The organism is Glutamicibacter sp. AOP38-B1-38 (assembly GCF_052377485.1).
Taxonomy (GTDB): Bacteria; Actinomycetota; Actinomycetes; order Actinomycetales; family Micrococcaceae; genus Glutamicibacter.
In genome coordinates this window covers 50,891-75,978 of record NZ_JBQSWU010000018.1, presented here as the reverse complement: position 1 = coordinate 75,978, position 25,088 = coordinate 50,891, and the positions used below count along the sequence as shown (strand labels likewise).

At 59.7% G+C, this 25,088-nt stretch carries 26 protein-coding genes and 1 riboswitch; of the genes, 15 read left to right on the top strand and 11 right to left on the bottom strand.

Annotated elements, in window-relative coordinates; all coding sequences use genetic code 11:
- Positions 1 to 167 precede the first annotated feature (167 nt).
- From ACT3TP_RS11975 to ACT3TP_RS11965, 3 genes are all read right to left on the bottom strand, one after another.
- Positions 168 to 746: a dihydrofolate reductase family protein gene (locus ACT3TP_RS11975; RefSeq protein ID WP_096282838.1), complete on the bottom strand. Its 579-nt coding sequence runs from the start codon at positions 744 to 746 to the stop codon at positions 168 to 170.
- Positions 747 to 829: 83 nt separating this feature from the next.
- On the bottom strand, positions 830 to 2,440 hold the full coding sequence (locus ACT3TP_RS11970; RefSeq protein WP_444620661.1) for an AMP-binding protein: 1,611 nt from the start codon (positions 2,438 to 2,440) through the stop codon (positions 830 to 832).
- A gap of 139 nt (positions 2,441 to 2,579) precedes the next feature.
- Complete coding sequence (locus tag ACT3TP_RS11965; protein ID WP_444620660.1) at positions 2,580 to 3,701, bottom strand: PQQ-dependent sugar dehydrogenase; 1,122 nt, start codon at positions 3,699 to 3,701, stop codon at positions 2,580 to 2,582.
- Positions 3,702 to 3,934: 233 nt separating this feature from the next.
- Positions 3,935 to 4,051, top strand: a riboswitch (SAM riboswitch).
- Positions 4,052 to 4,157: 106 nt separating this feature from the next.
- Here ACT3TP_RS11965 and ACT3TP_RS11960 point away from each other — a divergent pair.
- The 4 genes from ACT3TP_RS11960 to ACT3TP_RS11945 all read left to right on the top strand — a co-directional run bounded on the left by ACT3TP_RS11960 (position 4,158) and on the right by ACT3TP_RS11945 (position 8,608).
- The gene (locus ACT3TP_RS11960; protein WP_096282832.1) at positions 4,158 to 4,658 is read left to right on the top strand and encodes a flavin reductase family protein; all 501 of its coding nucleotides are present in this window, start codon (positions 4,158 to 4,160) and stop codon (positions 4,656 to 4,658) included.
- Positions 4,659 to 5,312: 654 nt separating this feature from the next.
- Entirely contained in the window at positions 5,313 to 6,668 is a 1,356-nt protein-coding gene (dnaB, locus tag ACT3TP_RS11955) for a replicative DNA helicase (RefSeq protein WP_096282830.1), read from the top strand.
- A 353-nt stretch (positions 6,669 to 7,021) separates the two neighbouring features.
- The gene (locus ACT3TP_RS11950; protein WP_096282828.1) at positions 7,022 to 8,410 is read left to right on the top strand and encodes an MFS transporter; all 1,389 of its coding nucleotides are present in this window, start codon (positions 7,022 to 7,024) and stop codon (positions 8,408 to 8,410) included.
- Positions 8,411 to 8,419: 9 nt separating this feature from the next.
- On the top strand, positions 8,420 to 8,608 hold the full coding sequence (locus ACT3TP_RS11945; protein WP_096282827.1) for a DNA-binding protein: 189 nt from the start codon (positions 8,420 to 8,422) through the stop codon (positions 8,606 to 8,608).
- On the opposite strand, the gene ACT3TP_RS11940 is transcribed toward ACT3TP_RS11945, so the two are convergent.
- From ACT3TP_RS11940 to ACT3TP_RS11930, 3 genes are read right to left on the bottom strand one after another with little or no spacing between them, the layout of a single operon-like run.
- Positions 8,605 to 8,937 (bottom strand): GNAT family N-acetyltransferase, encoded by a 333-nt coding sequence (locus tag ACT3TP_RS11940; RefSeq protein WP_096282825.1) that lies wholly within the window; start codon positions 8,935 to 8,937, stop codon positions 8,605 to 8,607. The two genes, ACT3TP_RS11945 and ACT3TP_RS11940, sit on opposite strands and share 4 nt — an antisense overlap.
- A gap of 14 nt (positions 8,938 to 8,951) precedes the next feature.
- Positions 8,952 to 9,953, bottom strand: a complete 1,002-nt coding sequence (locus ACT3TP_RS11935; RefSeq protein WP_444620659.1) for a pirin family protein — start codon at positions 9,951 to 9,953, stop codon at positions 8,952 to 8,954.
- Positions 9,954 to 9,962: 9 nt separating this feature from the next.
- Positions 9,963 to 10,994: a tellurite resistance/C4-dicarboxylate transporter family protein gene (locus ACT3TP_RS11930; RefSeq protein ID WP_096282821.1), complete on the bottom strand. Its 1,032-nt coding sequence runs from the start codon at positions 10,992 to 10,994 to the stop codon at positions 9,963 to 9,965.
- 138 nt (positions 10,995 to 11,132) lie between these two features.
- On the opposite strand from ACT3TP_RS11930, the gene ACT3TP_RS11925 reads away from it, so the two are divergent.
- From ACT3TP_RS11925 to ACT3TP_RS11915, 3 genes are all read left to right on the top strand, one after another.
- Positions 11,133 to 11,594 (top strand): MarR family winged helix-turn-helix transcriptional regulator, encoded by a 462-nt coding sequence (locus tag ACT3TP_RS11925; RefSeq protein WP_096282819.1) that lies wholly within the window; start codon positions 11,133 to 11,135, stop codon positions 11,592 to 11,594.
- Between the two features lie 90 nt (positions 11,595 to 11,684).
- Positions 11,685 to 11,939: a hypothetical protein gene (locus ACT3TP_RS11920; RefSeq protein WP_096282817.1), complete on the top strand. Its 255-nt coding sequence runs from the start codon at positions 11,685 to 11,687 to the stop codon at positions 11,937 to 11,939.
- Between the two features lie 51 nt (positions 11,940 to 11,990).
- Entirely contained in the window at positions 11,991 to 12,431 is a 441-nt protein-coding gene (locus ACT3TP_RS11915; protein ID WP_444620658.1) for an SRPBCC family protein, read from the top strand.
- Here ACT3TP_RS11915 and ACT3TP_RS11910 read toward each other — a convergent pair.
- Both ACT3TP_RS11910 and ACT3TP_RS11905 read right to left on the bottom strand, forming a co-directional pair.
- Positions 12,428 to 12,826 carry a hypothetical protein gene (locus ACT3TP_RS11910; RefSeq protein WP_141393420.1) on the bottom strand — a complete coding sequence of 133 codons (399 nt, stop codon included), beginning with the start codon at positions 12,824 to 12,826 and terminating at the stop codon, positions 12,428 to 12,430. The two genes, ACT3TP_RS11915 and ACT3TP_RS11910, sit on opposite strands and share 4 nt — an antisense overlap.
- A gap of 78 nt (positions 12,827 to 12,904) precedes the next feature.
- Positions 12,905 to 13,660 carry an SDR family oxidoreductase gene (locus ACT3TP_RS11905; RefSeq protein ID WP_096282811.1) on the bottom strand — a complete coding sequence of 252 codons (756 nt, stop codon included), beginning with the start codon at positions 13,658 to 13,660 and terminating at the stop codon, positions 12,905 to 12,907.
- A 168-nt stretch (positions 13,661 to 13,828) separates the two neighbouring features.
- Between ACT3TP_RS11905 and ACT3TP_RS11900 the strand changes: the two genes are divergently transcribed.
- The gene (locus tag ACT3TP_RS11900) at positions 13,829 to 14,830 is read left to right on the top strand and encodes an AEC family transporter (RefSeq protein ID WP_444620657.1); all 1,002 of its coding nucleotides are present in this window, start codon (positions 13,829 to 13,831) and stop codon (positions 14,828 to 14,830) included.
- Positions 14,831 to 15,045: 215 nt separating this feature from the next.
- On the opposite strand, the gene ACT3TP_RS11895 is transcribed toward ACT3TP_RS11900, so the two are convergent.
- Positions 15,046 to 15,231, bottom strand: a complete 186-nt coding sequence (locus ACT3TP_RS11895) for a hypothetical protein (protein WP_096282807.1) — start codon at positions 15,229 to 15,231, stop codon at positions 15,046 to 15,048.
- 318 nt (positions 15,232 to 15,549) lie between these two features.
- Between ACT3TP_RS11895 and uraD the strand changes: the two genes are divergently transcribed.
- The 7 genes from uraD to ACT3TP_RS11860 all read left to right on the top strand — a co-directional run bounded on the left by uraD (position 15,550) and on the right by ACT3TP_RS11860 (position 22,718).
- On the top strand, positions 15,550 to 16,044 hold the full coding sequence (gene uraD, locus ACT3TP_RS11890; RefSeq protein ID WP_444620656.1) for a 2-oxo-4-hydroxy-4-carboxy-5-ureidoimidazoline decarboxylase: 495 nt from the start codon (positions 15,550 to 15,552) through the stop codon (positions 16,042 to 16,044).
- 28 nt (positions 16,045 to 16,072) lie between these two features.
- Entirely contained in the window at positions 16,073 to 16,429 is a 357-nt protein-coding gene (gene uraH / locus ACT3TP_RS11885) for a hydroxyisourate hydrolase (protein WP_096282803.1), read from the top strand.
- Between the two features lie 4 nt (positions 16,430 to 16,433).
- Positions 16,434 to 17,357, top strand: a complete 924-nt coding sequence (pucL, locus tag ACT3TP_RS11880) for a factor-independent urate hydroxylase (RefSeq protein ID WP_096282801.1) — start codon at positions 16,434 to 16,436, stop codon at positions 17,355 to 17,357.
- 77 nt (positions 17,358 to 17,434) lie between these two features.
- A complete protein-coding gene (locus tag ACT3TP_RS11875; protein ID WP_176484040.1) occupies positions 17,435 to 18,970 on the top strand; it encodes a nucleobase:cation symporter-2 family protein in 1,536 nt (511 codons plus the stop codon).
- Positions 18,971 to 19,674: 704 nt separating this feature from the next.
- Positions 19,675 to 20,637 carry an ROK family protein gene (locus ACT3TP_RS11870; RefSeq protein ID WP_255248289.1) on the top strand — a complete coding sequence of 321 codons (963 nt, stop codon included), beginning with the start codon at positions 19,675 to 19,677 and terminating at the stop codon, positions 20,635 to 20,637.
- Positions 20,638 to 20,710: 73 nt separating this feature from the next.
- Positions 20,711 to 21,901: an MFS transporter gene (locus ACT3TP_RS11865; RefSeq protein WP_096282797.1), complete on the top strand. Its 1,191-nt coding sequence runs from the start codon at positions 20,711 to 20,713 to the stop codon at positions 21,899 to 21,901.
- A 211-nt stretch (positions 21,902 to 22,112) separates the two neighbouring features.
- Positions 22,113 to 22,718 (top strand): malonic semialdehyde reductase, encoded by a 606-nt coding sequence (locus tag ACT3TP_RS11860; RefSeq protein ID WP_096282795.1) that lies wholly within the window; start codon positions 22,113 to 22,115, stop codon positions 22,716 to 22,718.
- A gap of 90 nt (positions 22,719 to 22,808) precedes the next feature.
- Here ACT3TP_RS11860 and ACT3TP_RS11855 read toward each other — a convergent pair whose 3' ends face one another.
- Together ACT3TP_RS11855 and ACT3TP_RS11850 are read right to left on the bottom strand one after the other, a co-directional pair.
- A complete protein-coding gene (locus ACT3TP_RS11855) occupies positions 22,809 to 23,822 on the bottom strand; it encodes a sugar phosphate isomerase/epimerase family protein (protein ID WP_444620655.1) in 1,014 nt (337 codons plus the stop codon).
- Positions 23,819 to 24,991 (bottom strand): Gfo/Idh/MocA family protein, encoded by a 1,173-nt coding sequence (locus ACT3TP_RS11850; RefSeq protein ID WP_176484039.1) that lies wholly within the window; start codon positions 24,989 to 24,991, stop codon positions 23,819 to 23,821. The genes ACT3TP_RS11855 and ACT3TP_RS11850 overlap by 4 nt, the downstream gene beginning before the upstream one ends.
- Between the last annotated feature and the right edge of the window lie 97 nt (positions 24,992 to 25,088).

The following is a 25,088-nucleotide window of genomic DNA, read 5'->3' as shown; positions in this document are numbered from 1 at the left end:
GAGTCAATTTCCAATTTATGATTGATTGACCGCCCGGTCAATAGTTTATCCGGGGTACCGGACTGCGGCTGGGGAGCCGATTCGCGCCGCGCATGCCGCCGGGCAAGCAGCCCTCTGATGGTCGTATTTCCGGTAGCCAACGACGACTTTTTGCCGGTTCACCGGCGCTAGTGATGCAGGCTCGGGCGATAGATGAGCTCTTGCGTCCGGCCATCGAGCAGTCGGGACTCTACGAGTTCCAGGTCGAAGTCCTCGGCCCCCTCGAAGATCGGTGATTGCCCGGTCAGTCCGGTGAGCACCGGGAAGATGGTGACTTGGATATAGTCGACGAGGCCGGCTGCCAACAGCGAACGATTCATGGACAGCGAACCGTGAGAGCGCAGCGGCACCAGCGACTCGGCTTTCAGCCGCGGAACTACGGCAAGGGCATCACCGCGCTCAATGGCCGCGTCGGGCCAGTCCAGCGGGCCGACGAGGGAGTTGGAAATGACGGTGGCAGGCTGCTTGTGCATGGCCTCGCCCCAAGGGTCATCCACATCCGTATATTTCTCCGCCTCGGCCCAGAACTGGGCAAAGAGCCGATAGGTGTTTGCGCCGAAGACCATCCGGCAGGGTGGCGAGTAGTGCTCGAGCCGCCGAGCGAGCAGCTCCGGGCCCTGTTTGCCCCAGTAGCCGCCCCAATTTCCGGTGGCGCTGCCGAAGCCGTCGAGGCTGGAGAAGATGTCGAAGGTATATGTCGCTGCCATGGGAACTCCCCGTGAAATCGGCGCTAAGTGCACCTCACCTTACGCCTCGCAGGTGCGCGGGGGAACCCAAAGCAGGCATCAAGTCAGGCGTTCTCTGAATGCGCTGCAAGGCTTCGATTGCGCAGCACGTTCTTTTGCACCTTGCCGGTAGAGGTGCGCGGCAGATCCTGCGGGAACACGATGGTGCGTGGCACTTTAAATCCAGCTAGCCGTTCGCGGGCAAAATTGATCAGGGTCGCCTCGTCCAGGCTCGAACCGGTGGTGCGAATGACATAGGCGACCGGACGCTCGCCCCATTTGTCGTCGGGGACGCCCACCACCGCAAGATCCAGCACCTGCGGGTGCGCGGCGAGAGCCTGTTCGACCTCAATGGTGGAGATGTTCTCTCCACCTGAAATGATGATGTCCTTGGCCCGGTCACGGACCTGGAGGTAGCCGTCCGGGTGCATCACTCCCAGATCGCCGGTATGGAAGTAACCGCCGAAAAAGGCCTGCTCGGTGGCTGCCTCATCGCGGTAGTAGCCAATCATCACGTTGTTGCCGCGCAAGACGATCTCACCCATGGTTTGCCCATCGGCGGGAACGTCCACCATATTCTCGTCGACGATGCGTGCGCTTTCGGCGGTCAGCATGCCCACGCCTTGGCGGGAGAGCATTGCGGCTCGCGTGTCCGCATCCAGTTGATCCCAGTCATCCTGGTATTCACAGATGGTGTAGGGGCCATAGACCTCGGTGAGCCCATATACATGGACCACCTCGATGCCCAGCTTCTGCAGCTTCGTGATGATTGCCGGGGACGGCGGGGCGCCGGCGGTGGTGATACGCAGCGGATCGCACAGGGCGTGGGCGCGCGGTGAGTCGGCAATGATCGAGCAGACCGTGGGGGCTCCGCACAGATGTGTGGCGCAAAGATTCTCAATGGCGTCCCACACCGCATCCTCGCGCACGCCGCGCAAGCACAGGTGCGTGCCACCCGCGGCGGTGACCGCCCAAGGGGTGCACCAGCCGTTGCAGTGGAACATCGGCAGGGTCCACAGGTAACGGGTCTTTGCGGTGAAGCCTTGGTGATGGGCCTCGCTCAGCGAGTTCAGGTAGCTGCCGCGGTGCGAGTACAGCACGCCCTTGGGTTTGCCGGTGGTGCCCGAGGTGTAGTTCAACGTGATCGGGGCGCGCTCATCTGCCACCTCGTAGTTCAGGCGTTCCTCGCCGGCCGCGTCCAGCAGCTCGCAGAGCACCGCGTCCACGGCGACGGTCGGGCGCGTACCGGCGTATTGGTCATCGGTGATCTCGATCAACGCTTCCAAGCTCGGAATCTCGGAACGCAGGGTCGAAGTATTTGCCAACAATTCGGTATCGGCGAACAGCAGCTTCGACTCGGAATGATCCATAATATAGCGCAGCTCGGGCGCCGACAGGCGGGTGTTCAGTGCGATCAGCACGCCCCCGGCCAGCGGAACCGCGTAGTGGGCCATGAGCATCTCGGGAGTATTCGGCGCAAGTACCGCGACGCGGTCCCCGGGCGCGATCCGCGCCTTGACGACCTGGGCGAAGCGTTGCACGCGCCGCTCGAATTCGGCGTAGCTGTACCTGCGGGTCCCGTGGATCACCGCGGTCTTCGACGGGTATACCTCGGCCGAACGCTGCAGGAATCGCAGGGGTGTGAGTTCCGAGTGGTTAGCCTGAGTCATGACCATGTGTGCGATATCCTTCGATTCGTATCCGTGGTTTCCTTCAGCCTGCGCCTGTGAGCTGAAGCACTTGCGACCTTCATGGTGGCATGGACCTCGGGTTCAATCCAAGAACCGCAGTATCAATTCGTTCAGTGGCCGAAATTCAGCGCCGGGTGGCAGTTCGGTCGATGAGCGTCTCCGGGGAGATGCCGAGAATCCTGTCGTCACCCTCTTGCGGGGTGCCGCGACCGTCGGTGTTATTCGTCAGCACCCAGAGCTCGCCGGTCTCGCTGACCTTCACGTCCCGCAGGCGCCCATGGTCACCTACGAGGAACTCGGTGGAATCGTGAGGCGTGCTCAGCTCCACGGTTCGCAGGCGCTCCCCGCGCAGGTTGGCGATGTAGAGGACCCCGTCGTAAATGGTGATGCCGCTGGGGCTCGCGGACTGCGTGCTCCATTGCTGGATCGGGTCGCGGTATTCGGGATCTTCCGCAATGCCTTCGTGCGCCGGCCAGCCGTAGTTGGCTCCGGGCTCAATAATGTTCAATTCATCCCAGCGGTTCTGCCCAAACTCGCTGGCATACATGGTTCCGTCGGGAGCCCAAGCGATACCTTGTGGATTGCGATGGCCGAAACTGAATACCGGCGAACCGGGGAAGGGGTTGTCGCCGGGGACCTCGCCCTGAATGGTCAGCCGCAGGATCTTTCCGCCTAGACTTTCCAGATCTTGAGCCGAGGATTCATTTCCAGCGTCTCCCACGGTCGCGTAGAGCATCGAATCCGGTCCGATGGCTAGACGCCCCCCGTTGTGAATTCCTGCCGATGGCAATTCGGACAGGATCGTCCGCGGATGACTCAGCGCGAGCGCACCGCTGTCGCCGGAAAGTTCGAATCGCTGGATGCGGTTGCCGTCTTCTGCGGTGGAGTAGGCGAAAAGGTAGGGCTGTTGAAAGGCCAGCCCAAGCAGTCCGCCTTCGCCACCATGAACTACGTCGTCCAGGCGGATGATCTGCCTGGTTTTGCCCGCTGAATCTATTTCCACGATCCGCCCCGAATCGCGTTCTGAAACGATCAGCGTATTTTCGGCGAAGACCATGGACCAGGGGGCGGCTAGCTCGGCTGCGATCCTTCGCGGTTCGGGCGACTTGGTATCGACTGCCCTGCTGCTTGACGTGGCGCCGGGGGAACGCGGTGCTTCGGCGGCGCATCCGGTGAGCATCGCGGCGCAGGCGAGAATTCCAAGGAAAACCGTGATCTTCGGATTACCAGCTATTCGAGGCCGCATGGTTTCAGGCTAGCAAGATCCGTTCGCTATGCAAGAGGCTGGGCGCTTCGTATCGCACCGAAGGGGAGCGGTATCAGCGGGCCGCGCAGCCGCATCCGAACCCTCCGGTGATTGAATAAATTTCCGATGGACCCTCGAATACTTGTGGCTCATCGAATTTTGGGTTGAATATTTCGATTTGCGAAGCAATTTGTTTGACGCGCGGGAGCTTAGGCCAATATCGTTTTAATCAGAATCATGAGCGTCAGCTAAAGGCCCTGGCTAGCTGGCCGGCAACCCTCTATACGGTAGCGGGGTGCTCCAGGTGAAGATTCGGTGTCGCGCAACACCGCACGATACAAGTACCGCACATCGAGGCGTTAAACCTTCGACGGCGGGTAAGAGCAAGTCAAAGCTGCTTTAGCCTGCCGCCGACCGTCGCCGTACCGGTGGGCATGAAGCAAAGGAAGTCAAGGCATGTCTTTGAATCAAGAACTTGACGCACTGACGCTGCGCAAGGTTTTCGCCCAGCACCCATCGGGAATTGCCACTCTGTGCGCCGAAGTCAACGGGGAAAAGACGGGAATCGTCGCCTCCTCATTCACCGTAGGGGTTTCCTTGGAACCGGCGTTGGTGATGTTTGCCGTGCAGAAAACCTCGAACACTTGGCCGAAGCTGCGGGACGCAAATCGAATCGGCGTTTCGGTGCTCAGCGAGCGCAATGAAGGGGTCTGCAGGCAGATCGCTTCCAAGAGCGGAGATCGATTCCGCGGTGTGGACACCCACACCAGCGACGACGGCTCGTTGTTCATCCATGACTCAACGCTGTGGCTCGACACGACGATCTACAGTGAGGTTGAGGCCGGAGACCATTGGGTCATCCTGTTGCAGGTCCATGGCCATAAGGTCGCCGAGCATTTACCGTCGATTTTCCATGATTCACGATTTCACTCGTTACCAGTCCCGGAACTCGTCTAAATAGTTGTCGTCGCTTCGCGCCACCTGTCATTTTCGCTGACATGTGGCGCGCAGTCGTTTAACTGGCCCGGCGGGCTCGGACCGCGCGGGCGCGTTAAGTTCATATGACCGCAGAGGGGTGCTCTGCATCGAATTGTGGATTACTCGCCTCGAAGTTACGTTTCAGTAGCTTTTTGGAGCGGTGACTACCGCGTTCTTCACGAAGATTCTTTCCACAAAACTATCCACACCTCTGTGGATGGTACGTTGATAAGTCGGTGCAGCAGGTTGAATACACCGGAATCCCGCGAGTTATGCTGTGGATAACGTCATTTGCGAAGGTTGACTCTACAAAGAAATTAACTTTCTATCCACAGGTGTGCAAACAACAAACTCCAAGTCAGATAGTCATTAGCACAACTTAAGTGGGGTAATCCACAAGCTTCTCCCCAAGTCGCACACAGGGTCATCCACAGCTAGAGGGGGATTATCCACAGATCTTGTGGATAACAGAGTTTGCGGCTATGGATAAGAGACCTACTGTTGGCTTTGGGACTGATATATCCACAGGTACCGCCGACACGATAACGTCGGTTGGCGGTGACATGCTTGAGTGTTGCCATCATGGCACAAGGGTATTTCCCAGAGGGTCAATAGGGGATGGAAGTGTCAGTTATGAGCGCGGAGCCGGTCTACGAGAGTCAGGGTTCGGAAGCGGGTCGCACCCCGCCGCAGGATATTCCTGCCGAAATGTCGGTTCTTGGCGGCATGATGCTGTCGAAGGATGCGATCGCCGACGTGGTCGAGGCGCTGCGCGGAACAGATTTCTATCGCCCGGCCCATGAATCCATTTTTGACGCAATCATCGATCTCTACGGACGAGGCGAACCAGCCGATGCCGTGACGGTCTCCGATCTGCTCACCAAGCGCAGCGAGATCGCCCGCGTGGGTGGCGCCGCCTATCTGCACAACCTCATCCAGCAGGTGCCCACCGCCGCGAACGCCGGCTACTACGCCGAAATCGTGCGCGAACGCGCCGTATTGCGCCGCCTGGTCGATGCCGGGACCCGGATCGTCCAGATGGGCTATTCGCCCGATGGTGAGGTTGACGCGATCGTCAACGAGGCGCAGGCCGAGGTGTACAAGGTCGCCGAGAACCGCAACAGCGAAGACTACGTGCGCCTGAGCGACATCATCGAGGGAACCGTCGATGAGATCGAGAATGCGGCGAACGCCGGCGACGGAATTACCGGCGTGCCAACCGGGTTCTACGAATTCGACGAACTGACCCAGGGGTTGAAGGGTGGTCAGATGATCATCATCGCCGCCCGCCCCGCAGTGGGTAAGTCGACCTTCGCCCTGGACTTCGCCCGTTCCGCGGCAATTAAGAACAACATGGCCACCGTCTTCTTCTCGCTGGAAATGGGCCGCAACGAAATTGCGATGCGCCTGCTCTCGGCAGAAGCATCCATCCAGCTGCAGGATCTGCGCAAGGGTTCGGTGGAAGACGCACAATGGACGAAGATTGCGACCACGATGGGTCGCTTGAACGAAGCTCCGCTGTTCATCGACGATTCGCCGAATATGTCCATGATGGAAATCCGCGCCAAGTGCCGACGGCTGAAGCAGCGCAACGAGCTGCGCATGATCATCCTCGACTACCTGCAGCTGATGAGCTCGGGCAAGCGCGTGGAATCGCGCCAGCAGGAAGTGTCCGAGTTCTCGCGTAACCTCAAGCTGCTGGCCAAGGAACTCGATGTTCCGCTGGTTGCCCTCTCGCAGCTGAACCGTGGTTCCGAGCAGCGCACCGACAAGAAGCCTATGATCTCGGACCTTCGTGAATCGGGATCGATCGAGCAGGACGCCGATATGGTAATCCTGCTGCACCGTGACGATGTCTACGACAAGGAAAACCGTCCGGGTGAAGCCGACGTGATCATCGCAAAGCACCGTGCCGGCCCCACCAAGACCATCACCGTGGCGTTCCAGGGCCACTATTCGCGCTTCAGCAACATGCAGAACGACGGCTAGCCTGCCGAGGCAGGCCTACGGCACAGGGAAGGGTCCAGAAATCCGCAAGATTTCTTGGCCCTGCCCCTTGGTTCAGCTGCGTTCTCCGTGCATCGCTGCGTGCCGTTGATAGTGCTGAAAGCGCCGTCCATTCGCGCCGCACCTGGGGCTGGCTGCCTAGAAAAGGCCAAGAACACCGCTGGAGAGTATCCCGGTAGCTCCCACCATCAGCGCTAGGCAGAGCGCGGTGATCTTGACCAGTCGGCGACGCGTATCTTCGTTAAGCATGGGTTCAGCTTACAAAGCCATGCGGTGCATCCACTAACCATCGGTGCCGAATCGGCGTCCGAGACGTTCAATGAAAGAATGGCCGCATGCCATCACCACGTGACTCTGCGGTAGATTCCGCAACGGTTGAGTCGATCTATGCCGCCAAATATTTGGCGACCACCCTGGGCATGTTCGTCCTGGTCTTCTCGGTGGGTTTCGAAGCGTTGGCGGTTTCCACGATCATGCCGCTGGTCAGTGAGCTGCTCGATGGACAGAAGTACTTCGCGCTGGCCTTTGCCGCACCGATTGCCAGCGCGATGCTTGGCATGGTTGCTGCGGGAGAGGTTTCGGACCGAAGAGGCCCGAAGATTCCGCTGTACGCTTCCGTGGCTATTTTTGCCGGCGGCCTGCTTATCTGCGGCACCGCGGCGGATATGCAGGTGCTGATCCTCGGAAGAATTTTGCAAGGCATCGGTGGCGGCGCCGTGACCGTGGCAATCTTTGTGCTGATCGCTCGGGCATATCCGGCAAAATTGCACAGCAAAATTTTCGCACTTTTCGCCGCCGCCGGGGTGATCCCGGCGTTGCTCGGACCGTGGATTGCGGGCCTGATCGCCACATACCTCGGTTGGCGTTGGGTATTCCTTGGGGTGCTGATCTTCATCGCCTTCGCGATCGTGGCGGTCATCCCGACCCTGCATCGCATGGATTCTGCACGCGATGCAACCCTCGGTCCGGTCTCCATCAAGCGGCTACTGCTCGCGGGGTTCACCGGGGCTTCGGTGATCGCCATGAACCTGCTTGGGCTCATGGACAATGGGTGGCCCTCCGTCGTCGCCCTGCTGTCAGCGTTGGCGCTCGCCCTGTTAGCGATCCGGCCGCTGCTGCCCGTAGGGACCTTCAGCGCCCGGCGTGGAATGCCAGCCACGGTGCTGACCCGATCGCTGGTGGCTGGAGCATTTTTCGGCACAGAGGTCTACCTGCCGTATTTGCTGCGCGAAGACTATTTTCTGCCTCCGGACCGCGCGGGTCTGGTGCTCACCGCCTCCGCATTGTCCTGGGCCCTGGGCTCGTGGCTGCAGGGGAAAGCCGGTGAACGTTTAAGCAATTCCGCATGCATCGGAATCGGCGCCCTGGCCGGGGCGTTTGGCATCTCCACCGCGCTTTATGCCGCGTTGTTCCACCCGCCGGTGGCCATCATCGTGGTTGGTTGGGCGATAGGCGGATTTGGAATGGGAATGATCTTCCCACGCCAAAACGTGAATATGCTGGCCCTCTCCGGCAAGCAGGAACAAGGATTCAACTCCTCGGCGATGACCATGGCGGATGCGCTGGGCAACGCGGGAGTGACCGCGCTTGGCGGGGTCATCTTCGCCACGGTGGCAGTGGGGCTGGGCTTCGCCGCGGTCTTCGCCTTCTCGTTGTTCCTGATCATCGTACTGCTGGTCGTTACGCCGCGGATCGAATCCCCGGCGGCGGCTGGCCCTAAGTAGCCCAGGCGTATGGAAACTGAGCTCCCAGCCATCGGCGCACCGGCCACCAGGGCGCTGCTAAGCGCTGGTATCACGAGCCTCGAACAAGCGGGCGAAACCGGCGAGAAAGCGCTGCTTCGGTTGCATGGCGTCGGACCAAAAGCGCTGCGCATCCTCCGTGAAGCCCTGGACAAGCAGGGTCTTGAGCTGCGCAGCTAGGCGCGTGGCAGGACTTTCAGGTGCTCTGGGGTCGTCGCGACGAGGTGTGGCTGGTATTCGGCGTGCTTAGCGACATAGGCCTTGACGTACGGGCAAACTGCCACGATCTTGGCTCCACCGGCGATGGTGTTGTCCAACGCGAATTTCACCAGCACACTGGCCAGTCCTTGTCCGCCGTATTCTTCGTCCACGGTCGTGTGGAAAAAGATCCGCTCGGTGCCAGCGGAACCGGTGAATTCTCGAAAGTGGGTTGCGCCAATGACCTTTCCATCATCGTCCAGTGCATATCGCCGACGTTCGGGCAGGAAAACAGGTGTGATTTCGCTCATTTGGTGGCCGCTTTCTAGGAGGGGTTAACTCGTGTACGTAGTCGGACGGTAGGTAGCGCCGGCGCCGGCAATGGCGCGGGAGTGTTTTCCGGGAATGGGCCAAAGCGGTCCTCCGAGCTGTCTCCTGGTTCGGCGCCGATTTCCGCTTGGTACTGCGCGCGGAATGCGAGGACTTCTTCATGGCTGCGTCCCACGAAGTTCCACCACATGAGGATCTCCTCTTTAAGCGGCTCTCCGCCGATCAGCAAAGCGCGGACCGGCTGCTCGTCGGCAGTGATGCGCAGCGTGGTGCATCCGGCCCGGACGAAGCCCAGTTCGCGGTGCTCAAGTGGTTTGCCGTTGACCGTCGGGCGGCCCTGATCAACGAGTACACCGTGTTCGTGATGTGCGGGGACCACGATTTCGACCTCGGTATGCGGGTCCAGATGCAGTTCGGCCCCGCTGAGTTCGGTATGCGTCTTCACCGGGGAGGTGAGGCTCTGCTCGCCAATCGCGAGAGTGCCGAGGAAAACGTTGAGCATCCATCCTTGGCCGTATATCGGTTCGGGACGGTAATTTTCGAAGGTTGGTTCCATATTGCGCACCCGGTCAGGCAGGGCGGTCCATAGCTGGGCTCCGTGCAAGATCGTGGTTTCTTCGCAGAGCATTTCGGAATGCGTGATTCCGTATCCAGCGGTCATGAGGTTCAATTCACCGGGGCGCACTTTGGCCTTATGCCCGGCCGAGTCGATGTGTTCGATTTCGCCGGAGAAGAGCCAGGAGACGGTCTGCAGTCCGGTGTGCGGATGCCGTGGAACGTTCATCCCGCCGGTGAGCGCTACGTCGTCCGGTCCGTAGTGGTCGAGGAAGCACCACGCGCCGATCAGGCTGCGCTGTTTCTGCGGAAGAGTCCGGGAGACCGTCATGGCTCGCGGGCCACCGAGGGGGACTGGGCGGGGCTCCAGCGCCTGAACCTCTGAGCGTGCATCGAGGTTGCTGCAGTCGATTTCCGCCGGTGCCTGTTCAAGGTTGCTCATAACCTAAGACTAGGCAGGATGCCTGATTCGTGCCACCCATAGGGCGATGGTTCCCACCCAGCTGGCCACGGCCACCCAAATCACTATCTGCCCCAGCGTAAAGAGAGCCGAGAAATCCGGTATTGATCCCAGGGAAAGACATGCGGTGGCGAGCATGCCCAGCGGGAAGACAATCGCCCAAAGGCTGGTTTCATAGCTCAGCGGGTGGCGGTGGATGATGTGCCGCCAGATTCCGAAGACCAGCAGCAGGGGGATGAACCACAACCCTATGGCGAGCAACGCCAAGGTGGTAAAGGCGATATTTGCTTGCAGCCAGTTCGGAATCTCACCGCGGTTTGCCAAGCCGAGTAGTTGCGAACCGGTCAATACGCTGATCGCGGTGGACCCCATGAAGATCCAATACGTCGGTGAAAGCGTCTCGGCGCGGTTCGGATAGCGGATCATGCGCACCGTCACGAGGGTAGCGGTCAGCAGATAGAGCGCGCAGCCTAGCAGCCAGATAGCTAAGGCAAGCATGGCGGCCCAGGCGCCGAAGCTTGTATGATGCGCTAATCCGCCGGCAACGGATTGGGTGGCCACCACCCAGAGGAACCACGACCCATTTGCGTGGGTCAGTGCCGGTTCCGGACGTTCATGCAGCACCAGCCCGGCGGGAATCGCGTAGGTGGTGATCAGCCAAATGAGCGTCCCGAATATCAGCGCGGTCAGTGCGGCGCCCGGGAGCTTCAAAACCGCCAGTGCGAGGGCTAGGACATTCGAGGCTGCGACCACGGTGAAGAACCCAAAACCAAGGGCCGGGTTCAGCGCATCAATTTGCACCGCCGTCGGATAGCGCACGACGCGCAGGACCAGCACCGTGAGTAGTCCGAGGAACATGATACCGGCCAGGATGCAGAAAGCCTGGCCGAGGGCGGAGAACCCGGAAAGCAGCAGACCCATGCCTACGATGCCGGTGGCCATCACGCTGGAGAATACCGACGGGGCAAGGGTGGCTACCCATCGGGTGAATCGTGAGCGGCTAGCACGCAGTTCTGGGTTCACCTAGGTCTCCTTGAAGTCTTCTTTGCCGAGATGTTGAGGCTAACGCCTGTGGCGCTCTGCCGCCAAGCCCCGACTCAGGATGCTGGCGTACGATCTTAGTGTCGGTACCGGCATGAACCCCAAGGAGAACAAAACATCGTGGACAGCTCCAATCTTCGTCGTGATGATCTGCTCAAGCTTGAGCGGCAGTTGTGTTTTGGACTGGCCGTCGCCTCACGATCGGTGATTTCAGCTTATAAGCCGGTGCTCGACCCATTGGGGCTGACCCACCCGCAATACCTGGTGATGCTGGCCCTGTGGGAATCTGCTCCAATCGGTGCGCGGGAGCTCAGCGAAAAGCTGCATCTGGATCCCGGGACGCTCTCCCCGCTGGTCAAGCGCCTTGAAAAAGCCGGATTGCTCGAGCGCAGAAAGAATCCGCGCGATGAACGCGCGATCTTGATTGAGACTACGCAGAAGGGGGAAATGCTGCGTGAGCAGGCGTTGGATATTCCCCATGAGATGCTGAGTCGGCTGAACTTAAGCGAGCAAAAAGTCGTTGAATTGTGCGAGATTCTGGGCGATGTGGTGGATGCGGGAATCGCGGCGCCCGCCGAGTGATTAAGGATATAGTTGGTGCACCAACTATTGGAGTAGGCTTAAGTCACGGACGCAATTGGCTCCGGCGCCCTGACAAATTGAGGTTTCCCCATGGACGAGTCACCACTGCCCATCATCAGCGACACCACCGGCTTGAGTCTTGGATATCGTGCCCGATGGCGCCTGAAGTATTTGGGGTTGAGTATTTTCGGCCCGGCCGAACGCTCGATCATGACCAGCCCACGCGAACGCATTAAATGGGACCGCGCCATGATGGTGCTGCGCGCCCACGAGGCCGCCGGAACTCAGGCCGATGAGCTAACCGTATATACCGCTAGCCGCATGGAATCCCGTCGCCCCAAATAGCCGGCTTTAGATTCCCCGCCGAGAGCACGGTAAAATCCGAGTATGCAGGAAATGAATGAACTTGTCTTGTCCCGGCAATTCGCCGCTCCTCGTGCTGCGGTCTGGGCCGCATTCGTCGAACCGGAGATTATTACGCAGTGGTGGGGACCGCATGGCTGGACGGTGCAGGAGGGCTCGGTAATTCTCGAGCCGAAGGTCGGGGGACGCCATGAGCTGACCATGGCACAAAGCGATAACCCGGAAGCTCAGGTGCCGCTCAAGGCAGTGGTCACGATCTTTGACGAACAGGTATGCCTGGCCAGCGCCGATGGTCCGCATGAGATGACGCTGGATCTGGTCATTCACACCAAGCTGGACTTCAAGGAATTTGCCGGCCAGACCTATGTGACCTTGACGCAGGGCCCATTGCCACATGAAGTCATCGAGAGCAGCCAAAAGGCCTGGAATTCCGCGTTTGCAAAGCTTGAATCGCTCTTGGCCGAGTACTTCTAAATTGGCTTCGACACCAGATAACTGCGCGCGGACTTGATCCGTGCGGTTTTCGCTGCTCCGGTAAAGCGCAGCACATGGCTAAAAGCCGCGGAGATATCCTGACCGTTGGTGATATTTCCATCGGTGCTTCCTTCGCGACCGTGAGTGAGCACGCTTTTGAATTCGAGTGATTTCGTATCTCCTGAAATCATTACCCAGCTACAGAGCGCGTCGATCCCGTGCAGCGTTTCAAAGCCAACTATTTCCCATTCAATGTCCTCGGTGAGCCACAGCCTGAGATGATCCAGATCTCGCCCGTGCAGCGCCACGATCACTTCCTGAATCACCAGATGCCGTGGGGCATTACCGCAATTCTCCGGATAGCTCACTTGCATTGCTGACGGTTCGGCGCTCATCTTCTCACTTGCCTGAATTTGGACTCTAAATGGTTCGTCCCACTATAGCCACCAGCTGAACTCCGCGCGCAAAGCGAACTAACCGCGGCCAATATAGGGCATCCCTGCAGCGGTAATGGTGAGCTGATTGACGGAGACGGTGAGTGGGCTGTTAGCCAGGAAGGCTACGGCTTGCGCTGCCTGTTGCAGGTCGAATGTTGGCTCAACCTTGCGCGAGCCGTCGGCTTGCAAGGCTCCTTGCGAGGTGCCGAGTTCGTCCATGATGTCGCTAGCAGTGTTGCCGATGTCGATCTGTGAAGCGCAGATGCCAAACGGGCGGCCATCGAGTTCAATGGACTTAGTCAGCCCCGTGATGGCGTGCTTGGTAACTGCATAGGCCACCGACCGTGGTCGGGGCACTTGAGCGGAAATTGATCCATTGTTGATAATTCTTCCGCCGCCATGCAGCTTCATATGCTTAAAAGCTTCGCGGGCACAATTCATCGCTCCGGTCAGGTTCACCTGGCAGACTTTCTCCCAGTCCTCCGCGCTTAGCTCATCGATGGAGACTGCGGGACCGAACGTTCCGGCATTGTTGAATAGCGTATCGAGACGACCAAAATGCTCGGTCGCCTTCGCAAATAGGCATCGAACCTCTTCGGCGGAGGAGACATCGGCTTGGACCACTAGAGCGTTGCCGTGGCCTTGTGCTGCTTCCTGCAGTGTCTGTTCGGTGCGTCCGGCCAAGACCACATTCCAGCCTTGGGCTAGTAGCAGCCGTGCGGTGGCCCGACCTATGCCGGTGCCGGCTCCGGTGATCAGGATGCTGGACGTCGGCATGTTTGCAGATGGCATATTAACTCCTTTTGGCATCTAGCCTAGTCGCAGGTGCCATGGCAGCCGCGTATGTGAATCCGCCGGAGCATGCCTGAAGTTCGGCAGGTCCAGCGAAGCCGATGCAGGTTGCCGCGGGAAGGACAACTAGGCTTGGAAAGACTCAAAAATGAACTTTGAAGGAGTCTTGTGTTCCTCGACGTGCTGTTCGGTGTCCTGCCGCTGTTCTTCGTGATGCTCATTGGCTACGCGGTCAGTTATTCACCGAAATTCCCGCCCAGCGTGGAACCGGCTCTGAACGTTTTTGTCTTTTACGTGGCACTGCCTGCATTGCTGTACAAGGTGGTTGCCCGGGCCGATGTTAGTCGGGGAGTTCCGTTCGATTTCCTGTGGGTCAGCATCGCCTCGACGTTGGCATTCGCCCTCATCTGTTGGGTCCTTTTCCGCTATGTGTTGCGCGTAGAGCGCGGGCGGAGCCTGGCTGGCATGCTCAGCACCAGCTTTGGCAACGTCTCCTATCTGGGAATTCCGGTAGTTCTCGGGGTGCTCGGCAGCCAGGCCGGTCTCGCCGCAGGCATGGGGCAGCTGGTCCACAACGTTATTTTTATGGTGGGTTTTCCCATCTTGGCCCAGCTGATGATGCCGGCAGGCCCGGGAAACAGGCATAAGCCCAGCGGTCGCCGGATCGCGTTGACGGTTCGCAATGCACTGCTTTATAGCCCGGTTACCTGGGCCATGGTGTTTGGCGGAGCAGTGGTGATGTGGGGGATCCCCATTCCAAAACCGCTTGATGACACCGTAGACCTCATTGCCGCCGCGGCAGCCCCCGGAGCCTTGTTCGTAATCGGTCTATCCTTGCGGCGCACCGTTCAGCGCACCCTGGACCGGCGGGCGGGGACGGCGCATACCAAGGTGCGTGGAGCCAAGCGAACCATGCTGGTCATGGTGGTTGGCAAGCTGGCGGCATTGCCTCTGCTGACCGTTTCGATGCTCTGGATTTTCGCGCCGGATCTCGAATCGATGTGGTTCAACACCGCGGTGCTTATGGCAGCTATGCCGACCTCCGCCACGGCCTACATCATGGCTCACAATGACACCGGCGACGGTGAGCCGACGGCGCTGGCCATCGTCATTACCTGCGCCCTGTCGGCAATCGCGCGTCCGTTCTTGGCGCAGCTGGTGCTCAAGTAGATCCTCGCGGGCAGCACTTCTCTTCATGGTTGAAGCTCGCGCCGAAGCGGGTTCGTGGAATGATCCTGGCGCCAAGCACGCAGCGCAATGATCTTTCGATGCCTCCCTTGAGCCCCACGTCCGTTTGACGTGGGCCATTTAAGAACATAAAGGCCATGCTCGGCGCCTCCGGAACATGGCCTTTATGAAGTTTTGCACCCCTAGGGGTCGGCGAACTAGTTTCTGCGCAGCAGGCGGTCCAGGAAGCTCGGTGCCGAAGTGTTGATGCGTGCCCGCGGGGACATGTCAGGGTCCAGATTCTCGATTGGCTGGAACATGCCCGTCTGGAGCGCCGCGGTCGCCGAGAGGACCCGCGCTTCCTTAGGTGAGTAGTTGATGCTTGCCGACTGGTTGGCGGTCATGGCGACCCTCCTTTTGCGATAAGTTGATTCCGTAATGCGGAAGTTTATTTTTGTCCTACGAAAACAGTATGTCGGGCGAGCGCGGCTCCTGGCAAGGGGATCGGCCTAAAAACTTCCCTGCGACCGAAATTTCCGACAATAAATCACACTTCAAAAAATTTCCCTCGAAAACCACTTGACGGAGGTAGTGTGAGTTGGCTTACAGTAGTGGAACGAAGATTCCACGATCCAAAAACATCGAGTCGAAGCCGATAGAACCATCGGTGGTAAGGGTGTTCAGCCATCGGATCGTGGTGTAAGAAAAGAGCTGATCACCCGATGGACCTGCATGTTTTTAACAACTTACCCGAGGCAGACGCTGCCGCCGTCTTGCGGCCATGCCTCGATGTGGAACGTTGGATCAACGAGCTTGTGGCCGCACGCCCCTATGCAGACAGTGCTGCGCTAACGGCCGCAGCCCAACGCAGTGCCGCGCCCTTTGGCGAGTCAGAAATCGCTGCGGCGCTGGCGCATCACCCCCGCATCGGCGAACGAGCCCAGGGAGATTCCGCCGAAGCCTCGCTCTCCCGGGGCGAGCAAGCAAGCCTGCGGCTCGATGACGATGTCACCTCCCGTCTGGCCGAAGCCAACCGCCGCTATGAAGCCCGCTTCAACAGGGTTTTCCTCATCCGTGCCGCGGGGCGGAGCAGCAATGAAATCCTCGCCGAATGCGAACGCCGCCTCGGCAATGACCAGGACACCGAATTGCGCGAAGTAGCCGAGCAGTTGCGTGCGATTGCGCTGCTCCGCATGTCCAGCGCGGTCAGCGGCTAAAGCCAACCCTTGAGCTAAGGAGTACTTCATGGATGAATCGACCGCAGCACGCAGTCACATCACCACCCACATTCTCGACACCGGGACCGGGAGGCCTGCCTCCGGTGTCAAGGCCACGCTGGAAGCCAACAGGGCATCCGGCTGGCAAGAAATCGGATCCGGACTCACCGATGCGGACGGCCGCATCAAGACTCTGGGGCCGGCTCAGGTTGAAGCAGGACGCTACCGGATTTCCTTCGAAACCGGCGACTACTTCGGGAAGCAGGGAACGGAAAGCTTCTTCCCCGCGGTAAGCATCGACTTTTACGTCAATGAAGTCGACCAGCATTACCACGTACCTCTTCTTATCAGCCCGTTTGCATATTCCACGTACCGAGGAAGTTAGAACCATGACTACCGAAATCAATGCCCCAGCAGGAACCAAGATCGTGCTTGGATCCAACCAGTATGGCAAGGCCGAGGTCCGCCTGGTAAAAATCACCCGCGACACCGATCGCCACCAGATCCAGGATCTGAACGTCACCAGCCAGCTGCACGGCGACTTCACGGCCGCCCACATCGACGGAGACAACGCCCGAGTCGTACCCACCGACACCCAGAAGAACACCGTCTACGGATTGGCCCGCAACGGCGTGGGGGCCATCGAAGACTTCCTGGTTCAGCTGGGAAATCATTTCACCGGCGAATTCGACTGGATCACCGGTGGCCGATGGGCGGCGCAGCAGTTCTTCTGGGACCGCATCAACGATCACGACCACGCCTTCTCGCAGAACAAGTCCGAAATTCGCACGGCCGTCCTGGAAATCGGGTCCGACGGAGAAAAGAGCATCGTCGCGGGGCTGGAAGGCCTCACCGTCCTGAAGTCCACGGGCAGCGAGTTCCACGGATTCCCGGTTGATCGGTACACGACGCTGAAGGAAACCACCGACCGCATCCTGGCCACCGATGTCACCGCCCGCTGGCGCTATAACCCGGAGGCCGTGGCGGCCGGCATCGACTACGACGCCGTGTACAGCTCGGTGCGTTCGCTGATGCTCACCCAGTTTGCGCAGACCCACTCGTACGCGCTGCAGCAGAGCATGTACAACATGGGCCAAGCGGTTCTTGAGGCGCATCCGGAAATTGCGGAGATCAAGATGTCCCTGCCGAACAAGCACCACTTCCTGGTGGACCTGGAAGTCTTCGGCCAGGACAACCCAAATGAAGTGTTCTTTGCCGCAGATCGGCCCTATGGGCTGATCGAAGCTACCCTCTCCCGCGAGGGAACCGAGGTCAACCATCCGGTGTGGGCCAATATCCCTGCATTTATCTAACCCGATGTGAAAAGGGTGTGCCGGTGCGGACACACCGGCACACCCTTTATGGCAGCGACTGACGTAGGAGGTCAGCCTTGAGCGCTACACCTGATGAATCTATCAAAGCATTACGGCCAGAGGACGCTAAATTACCATTTGGCAAGTCACTGGCCTACGGGCTTCAGCATGTCCTGACCATGTACGGGGGAATCATCGCCCCGCCCTTGATCATCGGCGGTGCGGCGGGGTTGAGCAGCGAGGAAGTCGGATTGCTCGTGGCCAGCTGCCTGTTCATTGGCGGGCTGGCAACTATCTTGCAGACTGTAGGAATTCCCTTCTTCGGAGCTCAGCTGCCGCTGGTCCAGGGAACCTCCTTTGCCTCGGTCGCCACGATGGTTGCCATCGTCAACGGGGGAGGAGGCATCCAGGCCGTCTTCGGCGCGGTTCTCGTTGCCGCGCTCATCGGGTTCCTCATCGCGCCGTTCTTCGCGCGGGTGATTAGGTACTTCCCGCCGGTGGTCACCGGGGTGGTCATTACGATGATCGGCATCTCGCTGACTCCGGTCGCGGCGAACTGGGCCATGGGAGGAAGTGCCGAGGCTCCCGATTACGGTTCCTTGCCGAACATCGGGCTCGCCGCCGGTACGCTGCTAGCCGTGCTGCTGCTTTCCAAGGTCGGCAACGCCGCAATTTCGCGGATGTCGATTCTTTTGGCTATCGTCTTCGGCACCGTGGCCGCGGCCCTGCTCGGGATGGCAGATTTCTCCGCGGTCGGTACCGGCTCGGTCTTCGCCTTCCCGCAGCCGCTGGCCTTTGGCATGCCGGTCTTTGAGCTGGGCGGAATCATTTCCATGACCATCGTGGTCCTGGTTATCCTGACCGAAACCACCGCCGATATTCTGGCAGTCGGTGAGATCGCCGGATCCCGGGTGGATTCAAAGCGCATTGCCGACGGGCTGCGTGCCGATATGGCCTCCTCGGCCGTGGCTCCGTTGTTCAACACCTTCACGCAGTCGGCCTTCGCGCAGAATGTCGGTTTGGTGGCCATCACCGGGATCACCAGCCGCTTCGTGGTCGCGGCCGGCGGCGGCATTCTGGTGGTGCTCGGCCTGCTGCCGATCCTGGGGCGTGTGGTCGCCGCGATTCCCACCCCGGTGCTCGGCGGTGCCGGAATCGTGCTCTTCGGCACCGTGGCCGCCTCCGGAATTCGAACCCTGTCCAAGATCAAATATGACGGGATGAACCTAGTCATCGTGGCAGCATCGATCTCCTTTGGCTGCGTCCCGATCGTCAAACCTGACTTCTATGCGAGCTTCCCAAGCTGGTTCGAAACGATCTTCCACTCGGGGATCTCTTCGGCCGCGATCATGGCGGTGCTGTTGAACCTGCTATTCAACGAACTGAAATTCGGGAATTCGAAGAACTCTTCGGTGTTCTCCGCCGCCCCGCCGCGCATGGTGAAGCGCGAAGAAATCTGCGGGCTGATAGAGGGAGACCACTATGAAGGTGGAAAGCTCATCGACAAAGAGGGTTACGAGATCCCCGTGGTCACGCCGGAAGAATTCGAGCAGATCCAGACGGGGGCCATCGAGATGCCTGTACCCAGAGTTGCCAAAACCGCGGAACACTGAGGAAACGGCTGAACCTGCCCCCAGCGTCGACGAAGTGCTCGATGACGAGAAATAACCATCAGCGGATAGTGCTCGCAAACCCCGGTTTGCGAGCACTTTCATTTGTGCTCCAACTATTCTCCGGCCGCACTTGCGCGGGCGATGATGCCCGCGGCAGCGAAGATGGTCTACCAGCGGACCCCGAGGGCATTGAATTCGGGCGTTCCCATGGAAACAAGCAATGCATTGAATTCCTTGGTCGATGGGCGCAGTGAACCGATTTCCTATGGAGGCCCTGGGACGGATCCTTCCGGTGCATGCTGCACGAATTCGAACCTGGTGCGGCCACGTTCCGCTCGACGTTTTCCGCACTATGAGCAGTCGGCATGGTAAGCGAGGGAAATCTCGGAAATGGTACAAACCCCAATTCAGCCCATAGCCGTTGGGTGTCTTCCCGGACTGCGACATCTCGCGAGCGGGTGCTACCTTGTAGCCAATCATTTAACTCGGAATTTAGACCCTGAATCGTTCGGGAGCAGCCCGCTTGGCGGGGGCGGGTCGAAAAGAATCGTAGCTGGCGGTAAATAGCCTGCATGAGTCCTGAATTCGCAGGGATGCCAGATGGTGGGCAACGCGTGGAAGGTCACGCCTGCGCGTGAACAGTCCTAGGCACCAGCAGCGCATTGGAACTGTCGGCGCTTTGCGAGGGTCTAAGCTGGATGACTGTGAGTCCAGCAAATCTTTCCATCGGCGTTGACATCGGTGGCACCAAAATCCTTGCAGCCCTCGTCGACGAAGAGGGGAACGCCTTCGGTCAGATCCGCCGCGAGACACCCGACCACGATGTGGCGGGGACAGAACGTGCCCTGGCTGAGATGATTCGCGAGCTCTCGGAGGGCAGCGAAGAGTTGCCTGTGGGTATTGGCGCTGCTGGCTGGATGGACCGCAAGGGGCAGAATGTGCTGTTCAGCCCTCACCTGTCCTGGCGAAATGAACCGGTGCGCGACCGTCTGATGAAGCTCGTTGGACACGAGGTGACTCTGGTAAATGACGCTGACGCTGCCGGCTGGGCCGAGCACCGTTTCGGCGCGGGCCGTGGTGAGAGCGATATGGTGTGCCTGACTCTCGGAACGGGAATCGGCGGGGCGGTGATCCTCGGAGGGCAGATCCACCGAGGCAAGTCCGGCATTGCTGGAGAATTCGGGCACCAGGTGATCGTTCCCGGCGGCCATCGGTGCGCCTGCGGCAACCGCGGCTGCTGGGAGCAATACGCTTCTGGCAATGCCTTGGGCCGAGAAGGAGCCGAACTTGTGCGCAGCAAATCGCCGGTGGCCTTCCGGCTGCGCGAGGCCGTGGGGGATGACCCGGAGGCCGTCACCGGCGCGGAGGTAACTCGACTTGCTGCAGAGGGCGACCCGGCCTGTGCCGATCTCATTGCGGATATGGGCGAATGGCTTGGTCTGGGCATCTCGAATCTGGTCTCGGTTCTGGACCCGGGAACCGTCGTTATCGGTGGCGGTTTGGGTGCTGCGTCGAAGCAACTGGTTTCCACGGCGGAGGAGACCTATCGCCGCACCCTGCCTGGCAGGGGATACCGTCCCTTTGCGAAGATCAGCCAGGCGGAATTGGGCCCGGTGGCCGGACTGATTGGGGCTGCTGATTTAGCGCGGTTTAATCAGCAACAATAATGAAAAACATTGACAGGACATTAGGACTTATCTAGGCCCGGGTTGTTACGCAACATAGGAGCGAGGTCTTGGCATGGTCCTGCGCACAAAACCAAGCCGAATCCGCGGCTGGCCCTTAATCGTCGTTTTGGGGACCTATGCGGTCGCCATGTGCGGTACCACGATGCCCACCGCGTTGTATCCGATGCTTCAGGATGAATATGGCCTAAGCACCGCCGCCTCAACGCAACTTTTTGCGATATACGCCATCGTGGTGCTCGCGGTATTGTGCATCTTCGGTTCCCTATCTGATGCCATTGGCCGAAAACTCGTCATGATCCTGGGGCTTCTCGCTTCGGCCGCCAGCGGAATACTCTATGCAGTGGCCGCCGAGGCACCCATGCTGTTCATTGCCCGCGCCCTTTCCGGGGTGTGTGCCGGGCTGGTCACTGGAACGGCGACCGCCTATCTGACTGATCTGGTCTCCAGCTCCGGACGCGGTGCCAGCATTTCCAGCGTGGCCAATATGGTGGGTCTGGGCAGCGGACCAGCCCTGGCTGCATTTCTGACCTTTTTCTTCCCATCCATGCCAATGACGGCTTTCAGCGTTCACGCAGTACTTTCAGGTCTGTGCATCGTATTGCTTGCCATGACCCCGGACAGCGTGATGCACCGCGGACACGGATTGAAACTCAGCCTTCCGCTGGTGCCACGCTTCGCATTGCGCGACTTCTGCATGGGCGGGCTGATGACCTTGGGCTTCGCGGTGATGGGCGGTTGCACCGCGATGACTTCCATTTTGGTGGTCCGTGCCTTCGGCATTACGGACCTGCGATTGCTGGGGCTCATCGGATCATTGATTTTTGTCGCCACGGCGGTGGGCCAGAAGGCCGGAGGGAAGCTGGTGAGCGAAAAAATTCATCTAGGGTATGCCGGCTTGGCGATTGGTGCGGTGCTGATAGCTCTAGCACCAAGACTTGGCGGAAGCTTGGCGATGGCGGTGTATCTTGCCGGCTTGATCGTTGCGGGACTGAGCCACGGTGCATTGTTCCCGGTAGGCCTGGGGATCGTGTTGCGCCGCATTGAGCCGCGACATCGAGGCAGCGCCAGCTCAGCCTTTTGGGTGCTGGGCTACGCACTGACTGCACTGGGTGCATTGGGGCTGGGCTGGGTAGGCCAGATCAGCGGCGAATCGATGGCGGTATCCTACTTTGGTGCAGCCATCGCGCTGTGTGCGCTCGGCTGTGCCAAGCTGCATCGCCGCTGGGCCGGTCCTGGGAATTGAGTGATCTCAACTAGTTTTTAAGGCCTGCTTAGGTTCGGCCGATGCTGGCCCGGAAGCGGTGGTTCAGGCTTGCCGCTGTTCTCCATGTTGCATAAAACACGCTAAAAATTGGAATGAGGCGAAGCTGTTCTTAGTTGGATATCGGTAGAAGAAGACCGAGTCCGGCAGTGGCCCAATCCAGTGGCCGCGGGCCGATCCGAAAGGTATGAGTATGACTATTGCATCTGACGAAACCCAGATCGGCTCCGGCGCGATCAACTCCATCTTTGGCGACTCACGCACCGCCAACGCCTTCGCCGGCGAGGTCACCGAGGCACAGGCCCAGGAGATCTACGAGCTGGCCAAGTTCGGCCCAACTGCCTTCAACTCCCAGCCGCTGCGCGTGACCTACGTACGGTCCGACGCGGCACGCGCAAACCTGGTCGACGCGCTGTCGCATGGCAACAGGGCCAAGACTGCCGCAGCTCCGCTGGTGGCAATCCTCAGCTATGACACCGCATGGCACGAGCAGTGGGATAACTTCCTGCCAGGCTACAACGCACCCAAGGCCATGTACGACGCCGATGCCGACTTCACTGCCTCCACCGGCAACAACAACGCCCACCTGCAGGCAGGCTACTTCATCCTGGCTGCACGCAGTCTGGGCTTCGCCGTTGGTCCCATGACCGGTGCAGACTTCTCCGCCATTGATGCTTCCTTCTTCCCAGAAGGCGACCAGAAGAGCTTCTTGGTCCTGAATATCGGCCAACCAGCCGAAGGCGAAATCGGTGCACCAAAGGACCGCTTCGACTACGAAGCAGTCGTCCGCACTGTCTAGAGGCCGCTCGACGAACTTTAGCAACGCACAAGCGAAGCCCGGAATTCATTTTCGTGAATTCCGGGCTTCGCTAGTTGTTGAGCCAGTTTGCTAGCGGGTAGCCAGCGAAGACCTCAGCGCAGCATCGGCTTCGAGCAGCACGTTGGCAGCCACTTCGAGGCCTTCTACTGCCCCCAATTCGGTATCCTCATGCTCGATGTTCACGAGCATGTCGGGATCCACCTCGTGCAGGGCGCGCAGGAACTCGGTCCAGAATGCGGTGCCGTGTCCCTTGCCCAAGGCTACGAAGTCCCAGGCCGAGTTTTCCGGCCATTCGTTGGCCCACTCGTCCCCGCCGAGGTTGGTTCGCGGTTCGTCCTCGCGCAACTTACGGAAGCTGTTGTCCAGCACTCCTTGGATTGCGGCATTGGCATTGATGCGCACGTCTTTGGCTGCGGCGTGGAAGATCCATTCGCCCAAGTCACGGACGACGGCTACCGGATCCATCTGCTGCCAGAACAGGTGTGAGGCATCGAGCTCAACGCCGATGTTGCTGGTGCCGGCCCTGCTGATGAGCTCGCGGAAGCTGGCAGGGTTGAACACCAGGTTTTGGGGGTGTAGTTCTAGAGCGACCTTAGCTCCATGCTCGATGGCCAGCGCGTCAATGTCTTTCCAAAATTCCGCGGCGATGCCGAATTGGTAGTCCAACTGGTCAAGGGCTGCCGAATTCCAGGCATTAACCACCCAATTTGGGCCGGAGGCGTTGGATTCTCCACCGGGCAGGCCGGACATCGTGACGACGCGGGTCTGGCCAAGGCGTGCCGCCAACTTGATTGACCGGCGAAGGTCTTCGGCGTGCTTCGCACCGATTTCCGGGTTTGGGTGCAACGGATTGCCGTTGCAGTTCAGCCCATAGATTTCCACGCCACTGCCCTCAAATTGGGCGAGGAAGTCATCCCGAGCGCTGTCACTTTCCAAGATCTCATCGATGTTTGGCACGTGTACCGGAGGCAAAAATCCGCCAGTGTTCAGCTCGATGCCGGTCAGTCCCAGGTCTTTGATGATCTTGAGCGCTTCGGGCAGTGGGCGGTCGTGGAGGATTGCGTTGTAGACACCGAGCTTCACAGGGTGACCTTCTTTCCGTCATTGTTGGCGGACTGAACGACCGCCTGCAGGATTTGCATATTGCGCACGCCCTCGTCGAATGTTGCGTTGGTGGGAAGTGCGGTGTCCAGGCCGTAGACCTCGTCGAGGAAGGCGCGGGCCTGATAGCCGAAGGCATCGTTTTGGCCAAAGCCGACACCTGGTGCGTCCATGGGCAACCCGCCGCCGATGTAAGCATGCTCCGGACCGAGGTTCACCGTGCGATAGCCGTTGGTTGCCGAAGGTCCTTCGGTGAGCATGATTTCGATTTCCGACGGACGCAGCTGGCTGAAGCGTGCCGCGCCCTTCTCGCAAAAGACCTCGAAGGCCAGCGAGTTCGGGTGGCCGGCGGCGACACGGGAGACCTCCAGGCTGCCGGAGGCCTCGGCGAACTGGACGTTGAACGCCGCGTAGTCGTCGTTCTCCACCGGTTCCGATTTATCACTTAGTTTCACCAGGTCGTGTCCGGTCACGGCGCCGGCCGGCAGGAAGCGTTCGGTGATGCTGGTGCTCAGCTGCCCGCCGCTGACCGTAACGATGTCGCCTGCCAGGAATTCGGCGACATAGGACAGGTGGCTTCCCACATCGGCCAGTGCGCCAGAGCCGGCCTCACCCTTGAAGCGCCAGCTCATTGGAGCCTGTGGATTGTGGCCGTAGTCGGTCCAATAGCGACCAGAAAAATGCAATACCTTGCCCAGGGTGCCATCGGTGATTAGGTTGCGGATCGTGGCGATACCCGGGGTGCGGCGAAAGGTGAATCCGACGCGGGCAATGGAGTCAGCGTTGCGGGCCGCGGTGGCCATGGCCTGGGCTTCTTCTAGGGTGTCGGCCAGCGGCTTTTCGCACAATACGTGCTTGCCGGCGGCCAGCAGACCTTCAACGGCTTCGCGGTGGAAGCGGTTGGCAATCACTACCGAAACGACATCAATGTCCGGATCGTTGGCCACCTCTTGCCAGGAGCCCAGTGCCTTTTCGTAGCCGTAACGCTTGGCAACTTTGGCTGCGAGCTCGGTGTTCACATCGGCCACCGCGACGTAGCGCAGCGGTGGCAGGTTGGATTCGTAGAGGGTGGGGGCGGTGCGGTAGCCGGCGATGTGGGACAAGCCGGCCATGCCTGCGCCGATGACTGCGATTCCGATGCTTTTTGTCACGGATTCTCCTGGGTGGAAGTTATTCAGGGGGATTTTGGAGCGCTCCAAAAAAGTGTAAAGGCGAATCCAAGTGGCGGTCAAGGGGTCTTGAGCGGGG